At 37.6% G+C, this 12,451-nt stretch carries 8 protein-coding genes; all 8 read left to right on the forward strand.

Annotated features, from left to right (window positions below; translation table 11 throughout):
* Positions 1–103 precede the first annotated feature (103 nt).
* The 8 genes from L1266_RS20995 to L1266_RS21030 all read left to right on the forward strand — a co-directional run bounded on the left by L1266_RS20995 (position 104) and on the right by L1266_RS21030 (position 12,282).
* Positions 104–1,627, forward strand: coding sequence for a potassium/proton antiporter (locus tag L1266_RS20995; RefSeq protein WP_235378298.1), 1,524 nt, complete (start codon positions 104–106; stop codon positions 1,625–1,627).
* Between the two features lie 733 nt (positions 1,628–2,360).
* Positions 2,361–7,952, forward strand: a complete 5,592-nt coding sequence (locus L1266_RS21000; RefSeq protein ID WP_235374291.1) for a hypothetical protein — start codon at positions 2,361–2,363, stop codon at positions 7,950–7,952.
* A gap of 274 nt (positions 7,953–8,226) precedes the next feature.
* Entirely contained in the window at positions 8,227–8,559 is a 333-nt protein-coding gene (locus tag L1266_RS21005) for a type II toxin-antitoxin system RelE/ParE family toxin (RefSeq protein ID WP_036973792.1), read from the forward strand.
* 73 nt (positions 8,560–8,632) lie between these two features.
* Positions 8,633–8,947: a helix-turn-helix domain-containing protein gene (locus tag L1266_RS21010; protein WP_235374290.1), complete on the forward strand. Its 315-nt coding sequence runs from the start codon at positions 8,633–8,635 to the stop codon at positions 8,945–8,947.
* Between the two features lie 480 nt (positions 8,948–9,427).
* Positions 9,428–9,928: a signal peptidase I gene (gene lepB / locus L1266_RS21015; RefSeq protein ID WP_051501951.1), complete on the forward strand. Its 501-nt coding sequence runs from the start codon at positions 9,428–9,430 to the stop codon at positions 9,926–9,928.
* Entirely contained in the window at positions 9,915–11,093 is a 1,179-nt protein-coding gene (locus tag L1266_RS21020) for a TrbC family F-type conjugative pilus assembly protein (RefSeq protein ID WP_235374289.1), read from the forward strand. Before lepB ends, L1266_RS21020 begins: the two co-directional genes overlap by 14 nt.
* Positions 11,090–11,239, forward strand: coding sequence for a hypothetical protein (locus L1266_RS21025; RefSeq protein ID WP_235374288.1), 150 nt, complete (start codon positions 11,090–11,092; stop codon positions 11,237–11,239). The genes L1266_RS21020 and L1266_RS21025 overlap by 4 nt, the downstream gene beginning before the upstream one ends.
* On the forward strand, positions 11,239–12,282 hold the full coding sequence (locus tag L1266_RS21030) for a TraU family protein (protein WP_175083506.1): 1,044 nt from the start codon (positions 11,239–11,241) through the stop codon (positions 12,280–12,282). The genes L1266_RS21025 and L1266_RS21030 overlap by 1 nt, the downstream gene beginning before the upstream one ends.
* Positions 12,283–12,451: the final 169 nt, after the last annotated feature.

Consider the following 12,451-nt stretch of genomic DNA (forward strand, 5'->3'; position numbering starts at 1 on the left):
CGATCAACTGCTTGTAACTCATGGTAAATGCTTCTGTTTGTTTGGCGACGATAGAGTACCACCAACAGGCAGTTGATCTCTTCTCACCGTTTAACCATGAGTGGTGCACTTATTATCTGAATTCGGGGGTACTCGTAAAACTACATTTAATGTCAGCTTAAAACCGGCACTTTCTTTAGCAACATTTGGTGTCATTATAACAGCTGCAATTACGGGATGGGCTGCTCACTTAATTCTCAAGCTACCATGGCAAGAAGGTCTTTTAATTGGAGCGATTGTTGCCTCAACTGATGCGGCTGCCGTTTTTGGGTTAATTAGAAATGCTGGGTTTGAGTTGAAAGAACGTACAAGCGCTACGCTGGAAATTGAATCTGGTTCAAATGATCCAATGGCAATATTTCTTACTATTACTCTTGTTCAAATTCTACAAATAAACAGTAGTAAAATTGAGGGATGGCTGTTCATCATAGAACTTGTCCGTCAAATGGGACTTGGCTTGATAATCGGGTTTGCTGGAGGAAAACTGCTAGCTAATTTGTTGCGATATTTATCATTACCTTCATCATTATATCCTTTATTAGCATTTGCTGGTGGGTTGAGCTTGTTTGGATTCACGACTCTTTTAGGTGGGAGTGGTTTTCTAGCAATTTTTATCATTGGTGCAATAGTAGGAAATACATCGCTATCATATAGTGACGACATTAATAAGTTTCATGATGGTATTGCTTGGTTAAGTCAGATTGGAATGTTTTTAATGTTAGGATTATTAATTACGCCAACTAATTTAATACCAATCATTATCCCAGCTTTGGCTATTGCTTTCGTACTTATTTTCATTGCAAGGCCTTTAGCGGTTTTTTTATCTTTAATACCATTTCACTTCCCATGGAGAGAACAGGTGTTTATTGGATGGTGTGGTTTAAGAGGCGCTGTCCCTATAATTTTAGCCTTATTTCCTTCCTTAGCAGGACTAGAACATACTCAGACTTACTTTGAATTGGTTTTTTTTGTAGTTTTGATTTCACTGCTTGTTCAAGGTTGGACGATTTCACCGTTGGCTAAATTTCTTCAAGTAGATTTACCTCCTGCAGCAAAGGAACCTGAATATTTACATTTATCGATAAGGGATGAAAAGGAAAAGGAGCTCTTTATTTATACCGTGCTAGAAGGGTGTAAGGCAGAAGGCGTAACAGTAGACTCAATTTTCTCAATGAAAGGGGACCAGGTTGTAGGTGTAGTACGCAATGGTAGCCTTTTAAATGATTATGAACAGCATGCATTAGTTTGTAAGGATCAAGTGATTATATTGGCCTCAAATACTGAGCGAATTGAAATAGGTAAGTTTTTTGGTCCTGTTATTTTATCAAATAACCTTGGGTACGATGACTTTTTTGGTGAGTTTGATTTAAACCCTGAAGCAAAATTGATTGATTTAGCAAATGCTTATGGAGTTGATGCGAGTTCTTTCGATAAGGATCTTAGTTTAGAGCAATATATTTTGAATCAATTTCATGGAAAACCTGTAGTGGGTGATCAAGTTAAATTAGACTTTATTTGCCTTATAGTGAAAGGCGTTGAAAATAAAAAAATTATTTCAATCGGATTAAAGCTAAAATCGTCAAGTTAACTAAATTGTGAACTACCCATCGGCGCCGCTTCGCGTCGAACAATGTGCTTCTGCAGTCTAACTTTTGGGAGCTAGGCTGCTTCTTTTGTCTCAGCTTCCCCAGCAAACTTCGATAACTCGAAGACTTTCGTTTTGATAGCTGATTTATGCTGATATATGGGATTAACCCTGGCGACGATTCCAGCCGCAATTCAGTCAAACTTACCAGGATTGGCTATGCTTTTAGCCGACGATAGATCTCGGTTTTGATGCGTTCCGCAAGCTACACAAGTGAAAAGTCTTTCATTCTATGTTAACACATGATGTTGGCCGCAATTTTCACAAATTCCAGTGGATTTTTAAAGAGACCTATTCCACGATAGAGCTAACCTTCTAGATTGGCTTTGTATTGCGAAAACTGAGTAATTAGCCCCATGATGTTATCAGCAATCATGCTACCATTAAACTTTTGTATCCCCTCTACGTTTAAATCTTCGAACACAAAATATCATTTTCATTGGCTATCTGTTCGAAACGCTTCTGCTGATAAAATTAGATATATATTAAGAACATGACTAACTGTTCCGATTTATCCCATCGACGCCATTTCGCGTTGGACAATGAGTTTTCTAGTAAATTTCGATAGGTTTAATTTAGTTGACATGAATTTTTCTTCTAATTCAATTTTTTTTCAGGCTTTATTGTTTGGCTAAGTTGGTAAGTTAACTTTGAGTAATTCCAACAAGGTCTAATAATGAGTTATTTAAAGGCAGCGGCTTTAACTACTTTGGTGTTTTCATTTAGCGCTATTGCTATCACAACTATCAAAGGAACGATGAATATCTACAAACCAGAATTTGTCATCGAGAACAAATCAGGCACACTTATTTCAAATGTAAAAAACTTCAAGCTTGAGGCTCGCCAAACTGTTTTAGACGATTACTGTACTGTCACTACAGATAACAATACAGCATTACAAGGGGGAACCTTAAGCGCTGGATATTGCTTATTTGAATGGAATAACACAGCCGGTTATTTAATTGATGGATTTAAAGTTGAAGGCGTTGCTTCCAATTCAGGTCCGAATAGTATTGGCTACTCAATTTATTATTATTCAGGGTCAGCAAAAGCTAAAAAGTTAGTTGATACAAAAAACTTTATTTTTAATTTTGCAGCTCCAGTTAAGCCGACTGTCCAAGGATACTCAGTTAAGCTTGGGAACTCATGGAAGAGCGTAGGTAGTCATACCAATTACAACCCCGCAAATAAGTTTTCTGCAGTTAGAGTTAATGTTGACGCAAGGGATTACAGTCAGAAGGTATCTATACCATCGCTTGGTAGCTGTACAGTAGAAAGTGGCGCTACTTCATGCGATATTTCATTTTCAGAAATAAAGCTTGGTGATGCTATTTCAAATAAAGTGGGCTCTTTAAGCTATCAAGTGTCAGTTGATTCGAGTCATAGTTATTGGGGAGTTAGTAACACCAAACATGCTTTAACTGTTCCTTGGAATTACCAACCAACAAAAATTGACCTTTTTGAGGTTAATTCTATGCCTGCTAGTTATGCGACAACAAAGACAATAAACGTTAATAGCAAATCAATTCAAGTTTCGAATAACACAGCTAAACTCGTTTTAAATAAGCCTTCAAGCGAGATTGTTGGCGATTGGTGGGCCCCATCTGAGTTAAATGTAAAATTCAGCCGAAACAGTCAGCCAACTATTTCAAGTGGCATCACCTATAGCGGGAATGTTCTATATACAAAAGATGGCTCACTAGTTACAGCAAATAAGACTATTACGAGCACTAAGAGAGAAAGTGTAAATGGTGCATATGTTTACACCTTCGATATGACGCAAATTGAAGATGGTTATTATGGTGCTTCTGTGGCTTTCACAAATTCAAGTGGCATCCCTTCCAACCAAAATTTTAATGGGTTAAGAATTAACAAAACGGCCCCAAAAATTGATATTTTCAAATCAGGTGTTAAGCAAAATAACAGCAGTAACTTTGCATACAATCAAGAGCTGGTAATTTCAACTTTCAATTCATTTACAGATGACGTTGACCTGGTATCGATTCAAGTTAATTCTTCTAACGTTGCTTTTAACAAGCCAAAAATTGGTGTTGCCACAATACCTGACACTGTTATTTTCAAAAATGGCTTAAATACAATAAAAGTTACGGTCAAGGATACTCTGGGACATTTATATTCCAGAACAATCACACTAAATAAAGTTCAAGATGAAATCGAGTTTAAGATTAACAATTTAGGTGGTCGATTAGTATCTCACGTAAAAGAGTCTAGTTTTGAAGCAGTCCAAACTAAGTTTTCAGGTTTCTGTGACATTGTGACTAATGAAGCGGTTGCAATTGGTACCAATAATAATGTATCTGGAAAGTGTTATTTTGAATGGGTTGGTATGGATGAGCTTGATAGAGATAACTTTTCTCTGAAAGGTCGATTGAGAATGAGCGGAGTTGTGCCTGTTGGGTATAAAGTGTTTGCCTATTTTGGCGCGGAGAAAGAGAAAACACTAATCAAATCTGGAACTACATCTTTTAACGTCGAGGCCCCAATTGCGCCTGAATTAACAAAATATTCTATTTATGTAGGGAATAAATGGATCGACAATAATAGCGACGTCAATCACGATCCAAACGCTCAGGTTAAAGCCATTTCAATCACTACAAAGCCAGTTAATTATTCACAACAGGTGATTGTCGATAATTTGGGGAATTGTTTAATAAATGCTGGAAGTACATCCTGCACAATAAATATCACTCCATATTTCCTTGGAAATAAAAATTACATTGGCTATGAGGATGGCATTGTTTCTCACCAGTTTAAGGTAAATTCAATTAATAAGTACTTTACTGATAAAGAAATAAACTCACAGGCCGTTGTTAGTTGGGAATATGCATACTCTCGGGTAGAGCAAGTAAAAGTTAATGCAAGGGCTAGTGGTTTGCCATTGAGCTTTGGCTTGTTAGGCGCTTCTATAGATGTTGAGAACGAAACAGCGAGAGTTGTATTTGATAAACCGTCTCCAGCTATATCAGGTACATGGTGGCTTCCTAAATCGATTGAACTTGAGTTTAAAGTTAGTGGTTCGCACGAAGTCCTTAAGGAACTTGAATTTGACGGTACTACTCTTTTTAAAAACGATAATATTACTGAAGGTGAAACTGTAATAGTAAAAAATCTAACCGGGCCTGAACTTATTAATAACAAGTTTATTTATACAGCTGATGTGCAGAGTGTACCAGATGGACACTACGATATTACGGTTACTTCAAAGTACTTATATTCAAAATCAGATAAAAAAGAATTTAAAAACGCTGCATTCTTATCTCGTAAGCAGCCATCAATTTCTATTTTCAGAAACAGCCAAAGCATGGAGGAAGATGATGAGTTCTACTTTGATAGTGAACTGTTAGTAGCAGGGTTTAATGGCTACGTAAATGGTGTCACTATTGAGAGTGTACAATCAAACGGTGTGCCATTAAGTTTAAATTCTGTTGGTGACGGTATCGTCACTATTAATGGCTTAACTCAACAGTTATCACCTAAAGATAATGCAGAAATTAGTGTTGTAGTTAAAAACTCTTCAGGTGATAAATTTAATTATGATCTAAATGTTGTCTTTGCTCCTATGTCGTTTGATATAAAGCATCGTGAAAACGACTATCTACCGTTCAGACTAATTGAATTGGTTTATTTAGATTCTAAACAAGTGAGCGGCGAAGAGTGCCGGTTCTATAGTGAAAGAGACCTCGCGGTTAAATATGCGCGCAAAGGTGTTAAAAGTTGCATATTCAATTGGGTTAATTTACCAGAAGGCTTTGAAATATCATTGCGAGGTAGAACACCATCGGCTGTTGGTTATTTAGACAAAGCGCTTGTAGAAATTGAAAGCGATATCGAAATAATTAATGAGTTTGGTGAAACACTGATCATACCTAATGAAAAGACACTGATTTCTTCTCAGGAACCAACAGGGATTTCAGTTGAAGCTAGCTCAAGGCGAGAACTTATAAACGGATTTTATCCAGTTGAATACTCGGGTGGTGAAATTGTCAGAATGGGTACTGTATCGAGCCCTGGTTCATTAGATATGACATTCGACACCAAAGGGGTTAGCCAAACATTTCCGAAAAACCCTTCTACAAGAACAGGTGAAATATTTAGAACATCTGGTAGGTTCGATATGCCTTTTGAAGTTGAACGCAATCTATGGGAAGTATTCCCTATCGATTACAACGTTAAGTACCATAGAATGCCAGAAATAAATGCATCCCAAAGCATTAAAGCTTTAGTCGTTCCTGATAGCACACTTGGCGTTAATCTAGATTTTCAAGATGATCAGATCCTATCTACCGATGAAGTAACAGCTAAAATCAACCTTGGGAATTACAATCGAATCGATGGATGGGTTTATGACAAAAGCTCAATGGGTGAATGGGAAGTTTACATAGGTAAGTATGACAGAAGAAATATACCTGAACCATTAACAGAAACTGTCACAATAGATGCGAAAGGAGAAGCCTTCATAAAAATGCCAATGGAAGTTATTGGCGAAGAAAGTGGAATTTATGTTGCAGTAGCAAAAGCAAAAACACCTATACCTGATTATGAGTACTATATTCAGTCTGCTCGTGCATACTTTATTGTGTACAAAGGCACTGAAATTGAAGGTGAGCTAAGGGATGGCTTAATTAAGGGCCGGATACCATTGAGAGCTTCAGCAATTTATTCACCGGAAGACCGAGCAGATGTTGGCTCACTTGGCCGAGTGGTGTGGGAAGTTTCAAGTAACGGTTCCGATTGGAGGGAGTCTACAGAACATAAAGACACTTTACGTTGGCGTAAGCGATATGAAAACGAAGAAATTGAATACTTGAGAGTTAAAGTTGAAAATAAGTTTACAGGTGAATGGTCAACTAGCGGTACTCTAAAAGTTGTTGCTTATGAAAAACCTGAACTATTAATTCAACAAACTAATGAAGTTCTATTTAATGAAGCTGCAAAGTTCGTTTTGTATGACGGAGATAACCTCGTTCAAAATGGGGATAGTGTTATCGAGTGGTCAACTGATAATCGTAAGTCTTGGTTCTCAGGTCCAGCAAAAATCTCATTCTATAAAGATGACTTTACAGGAAGAGATATCAATGCCCGAATGAAATACAACGGAATAGCAAGTGACAGTAGTTTAGGTGATGAAGCTTTTGTCGAAGCTAGGGCTCGATATTACTTCTTAAGAGCGCCACGATTCTATTTTGATTTAGATATCCCTGATCTAGTCGAAGTTGGCTCTACACACCACATTAAAGGAAGCTCTTTCACAAGAACTGAGTCTATTAATGGTAGGACTCAAAACCAATGGGTGTTACCGGATGGGAAAGTAATAAATGATAGTGAATTTGACCTGACATTTAGTGAAAATCTTCTTGAAGGAAGAAACTTTATTCTGACCTACCAAGCTTGGGTAGAGGGGTCAAAGCAAGAGACAATCAACGAGACTAGAGTTCGTGTGAAAAGCTGGACATACGAGTTTCCTGAAATTGAACTAAACATGCCAGCTACAGTAAATTATATGCCTTCTAAACATATTGCATGGGTAGGCTTAGAGCGTCATTTTGCTCCTGGCGTCGAGTATGCATATGAGCTACTAAAAACACCCGGAGTTAAAGTGTTAAATCAAGATGACGGCAAGTTTACTCTGCAGTTTTCCCAAGAAGGAATGAAAAATCTCATGTTTAGGGTTACAAACAGCAGGGGACAAAGTAAAGAAGTAAGCCAAATTGTAGAAGTTTTACCTCCAACACCATTAGAAATTGAGATTGTGCGTACATTCAGTAATGAATACCTGAGATATCCACTAGATGTATCACTTAGATCTCGTGTATGGCTTTCACACCCAGATGATAGAGTTGCAGTGTATAAATGGTACTTGGATGGCGAGCTTGTCATGGAAAGCAAGCGTTATAGAGAAAGTATTGGAGATTTATCAGTTGGCAATCATTCTATCCGCGTCGATGTTGAAACTGAGTTTGGTCAGACTGGTTCGCAGTCATTTGAAGTGAACGTGATACCAAATCAGAAACCAACCGGAAGTATTAATATGCATGAAACAGATCAAGTGTTTGAATTACATCTCAACTGTAATGACTCGGATGGTCGAATTGCTGCGACTACATGGCAGTTAAATGGTGAGTTACTAACGCATTCTCATAATATTATCCAATTAAGCAAGGATAAGCTAAAAGGCACAAATTATGTTGTAGGTAGATGTTATGACGATAGTTTTGAATTCATAGATATCACTCAGACAATTCATTAAATGATATGTGAATATGGCAGCTATTTTTACTGCCATATTCATAAAAAATGAACAACTTTTAATTGGGCTCAAATGTTGCTGAAAGGTTGAAAATTATTGAGCGGCTCGTTAGTAATCCATTTGGCCAAAAATGTTGATCATGGTGTTGTAGCGGATCTGTTTGGTTATGCATCGAGACAAGTTGTGACAGATAAATACAACGGTAATCTACTGCAATTATCAGACGCCATTAATAGCGTATATTCAAGAATAAAAATGACAGGGCATTAGGAAGTTGAAAAAATTTAAGTTTATAAACAATCAATCAAAAAAAGAGTTTCTAGCGTTGCCCGATAAAATTCAAAAGCGCTTTGCAAATGATTTAAACGCTATTTGTCAAAACAAAGAGCCATTTAGCAAGTTTAAGCACTTAAAGGAAAGTGTAGGCATTGGTGCAGTTGAGCTAATAGAGAACGGCAGGCCAGCATATCGAACGATTTACGTTGCTAAGTTTGCAGATACAGTGTTCATCTTGCATTCGTTTACCAAGACGACTAACGAAGTCGATAAACAGGCTATGGACACTGCAAAGAAGCGGTACAAGCTAATGCAAAAAGAAATTAAATGAAAATATATCAACACTTGTATATATATCATTGCTGATATATAGTGCTTATAAGTTAATCAATAAGGTTTTTAAGATGACTCTTGAATACTCAAATATCTTTGATGCAATCACCGAAGATAAAGCAGAAGCCTCTGAATTACAGACACGATCAGATCTGATGATTGTCATTCGTGACATTATCAATGCCAAAAATTGGTCACAGGCCGACGCTGCAGCTCAATTAGGGCTAACGCAACCTCGCGTGAGCGATTTAGTTAATGGGCGAATTGAAAAGTTCAGCATTGATAAGCTAATGACTTGCTTGTATCGCATAGGTTTCCGTTTTAAGCCTGCGTTTGCTGATAATCAATTAACAATGGCTGTAGAAGCAGTTACAATTAACAAATGATTGAAATACGCATAAAGTAAGGTGCTAAAGCAAAGGCTGAACTTCAAGGCAATGCGGTGAGAGATATCGCTGGTTACCTCAAAAGCTACTCTGCGGGTATAGAGTAACTAGCGAAAGAGATTTGACTTGACCATATAGATCTTTCGACTTTTGGGACACAGAAATTTAGAATTAGTTTCCACGACCTAGGAACCCTATACTTGATGGTATTGTTCAATTCTCTGAAATTGATGAGATATTAAAAACTTTAATTAAATAAGCACATTTAAGACAGAAAATGTATAAGTTACAAAAAAGGTAGCCTCAACCAAAGGCTACCTTTTTTATACTAGAGTTCTTTGGAGGAGACTTTAGTATGTCGTTAATGTACCACAAATACTTTCTTAATCGCCAAAAAAAATTCAATACGAAAGAAAATCTCAGAATTACTCAAAAATCTCACTGTAGAATTTATTTACGTTCTCACAAAAACAATTAGCTATGAATAGCATAAAGTTGAAAAGCACAGTCATAGTATGCCTTACACTACTTGGCTTATATTGGTTAGCGGAATTATTTTTTGCTCGCTTCACATTTTCTTTTCCTACATTTCAAGAGCAATGTTTGTATGCTCACATGTTCATAGTCGACAATCGTGATAAGGATATTAAAAGGGGAGATTTAGTTGCATTCAAATTTAACAAGGAAGATAAAAATTTTGATAAAGGGTTGAACTTCATAAAAATTGCAGCTGGAGTTCCTGGCGATGAAATCAAGTTCTCGCCAAATGAAATGCTTGTAAATCGAGTCGAATCCAAAATTGCTGGAATGACGCATGCCATTAATTTCTTACAGTTAAACCCAAAAGAGTATGAGCGACAAATTACCTTGAATGAAAATGAATTCTTTATGGTTGGTGAGACTATTTATAGCTATGACAGCAGGTTTTGGGGGCCAATAAATGAAGAGGATATTTTGGGGAAAGCATATGCAATTTTTTAAGTCGATACTTTTGCTGTGTGCGTTCTCAGTCTCCGTAAGTGCCAATCAAAAAAACAAATATGATGTTTCTAGTTTTCAAGACGCTGCGAATAAGGCTGTCGAGAAAGCCAAAGAAAATGGGTGGTTAAAAGATATAGATAAGCCAACAATTCAAGAAAACGATATAGCTTTAGCCAAGTCAATTGCAGATCAGGCTGTTGTTATTTCCAGTGAAACAATGAAGAGAGCACTTCCACAACAACAAAATAAGATTGATTTATTAGAAGGTACAGATGGCGCTATTTTCGTAAGTTTCTCAATGCCCAGAAGAGCACTTATTGATGCCTTCCAAGTGGCCAAAGAGCATAACTTAACAATTTTATTTAGAGGGCTAGAAAAAGGGGCTACACACATATCATCGACGATGAAGCTTATTCAGAAATTAAGTGCCATATCAAAAGTAGAGCCAAATGTAGGAATAAACCCACTAAGATTTAAAGAGTTTAATGTAACCGGTGTACCAACTATCGTCATAAGAAATGGTAATAAGCATCTTATTGCTCCGGGCACATTGAATGCGCAATATGCAAAAGAGCAATTTGACCAAAAACAAGGCGATTTCAAGTTAGAGCCATTAGGCCAATTATTCAATATTGACGAACCTGACATCATAGAGCAAATGAAAGCTGCAGCAGGTAAGATTGATTGGGCTGAGAAGCAACGTTTAGCAAAAGAAAGGTTCTGGAAGAAATATAAAACTTACCCTCTCCCCACGTCAGATGAATCTAAGCAGTGGCTAATAGATACGACTGTTCGCGTAACTCAAGATATCAAAAATGGCCGTGGAGAAATATTGGCCCGAGCTGGCGACATAACAAACCCTTTAAAACAATACCCTATGCATTTAAACATTTTTGTAATTGATCCCTATGTGAAGTCACAGGTTGATTGGGTTAAGGAAGAATTAAAATTGATATCAGGACAGTTTCAGATTCATCTAACCCATATGGATAAAGACAAAGGGTGGGATGACCTTAGTAAGTTTCGAAATGAGTTTGGGGCACCAGTTTTCATTTTGCCTAAACAAGTTATTGAGAAATTTAAAGTGGAAGCTACACCAAGCAAAATCGAAACACAAAGCAATGGCTATTTACTGGTACGTCAATTCGATTGGAGTGAAAAATGAAATTAATTTTAGTTGGCTTAGGCGTTTTGGGTGGGGTCTATTTAAGTTACGAGTACCCCACTGTAGCAAAGCAAATCTGGGATACCGCTTGGCATTACTTTCTAATCGCATTTAATTGGTTAGAGTCAAAAGTGGTTCAATTGTAATGCGCTTTACATTGATTTTCCTTATTTTCTTAGCAGCTTTATTTTCAACGCAAACAAAAGCCGAAGGTAACGCATGCAATAACGCGAATGTATTTAGCAATATAATAAATGAAGTTTGTTGGTCGTGCTTCTTACCAGTGCGATTGATGGGAGTTGGTCCAAAACCAAACGGGGCTGCACCTGACCAATCGATTTGTGCTTGTAATGATGCTCTTGGAATCCCGGAGTTTGGCTATCAACTGGGGTTTTGGCAGCCGTCTAGATTAGTCGAACATGTGAGAGTTCCATGGTGTGCACCCGCATTAGGGGGAGTTAGGCTTCAGGATGATCTATTTTCATTGTCGACTGGAGTGGATGTTAAAAGTTCCGGTGGTGCAGACTTGGCAACGTACCAATACCATTACTATTCATACCCATTATTTGCGATGTTGGAAATTTTGTATTTGCCTAAATGTGGTGGTGAATATACAGATTTTGATTTGATGTACCTTAGCGAGATTGATCCAACTTGGAACAATGATTTGCTCTCAATTTTACTATCCCCAGAAGCATTTATATTTGCAAATCCAATTGCAAAAGCGTGGTGTACTGCGGATTGTGCCGCAATTACAGCAGGAGATGTTCAAGAATCTACATATGGTTGTGCTGGCTGCGACGGAAGTCTCTATCCATTTACTGGAAATGTTTATCATGGTGAGTCTGGGCCGCGTGTAACTTCTCTTTTGACACAACGTGTACTTGCGAGTTTGCACCGAAAGGGGTTGGCTAGAAAAACAATCGGAGAGGATGCAATGTGTAAACCCGAGTTTTGGCCAATGATCCCCAAATCCCAGTATAAGCTTTCGATGCTTCATCCCGTAGCAGAAGCTGATAGAAACTCCCCAAATGGTAAGTGCTGTCACCCATTGGGAGAGTCTGAACATAAATGGTCTACAGCGGCAGGTGGTAGAACCATCCCAGGTCTTGAAGACTACTTATATTTACTGTGGCGTTTTAATGACTGTTGCGTAATTAGCTCTGGTATCAATGCGCCTTCAGAATAGTGAGGAATTTAATGAAAAGCGAAGATTTTAGAAGTTTTTTGAATTGAACATTAGGCTTGCGCAATCTCACCCTTTCAAGGGCGAGTCAAGCAAGAGGTAACTAGTCTTTTTTCTGACTTAAAGCGCGTGAAGTTTTTACGGCTCTTTCACTTGGCGGTGTGTTTTGATT

This window comes from Pseudoalteromonas sp. Cn5-37 (assembly GCF_021532495.1).
In the GTDB taxonomy this organism is placed as follows: Bacteria; Pseudomonadota; Gammaproteobacteria; order Enterobacterales; family Alteromonadaceae; genus Pseudoalteromonas; species Pseudoalteromonas simplex.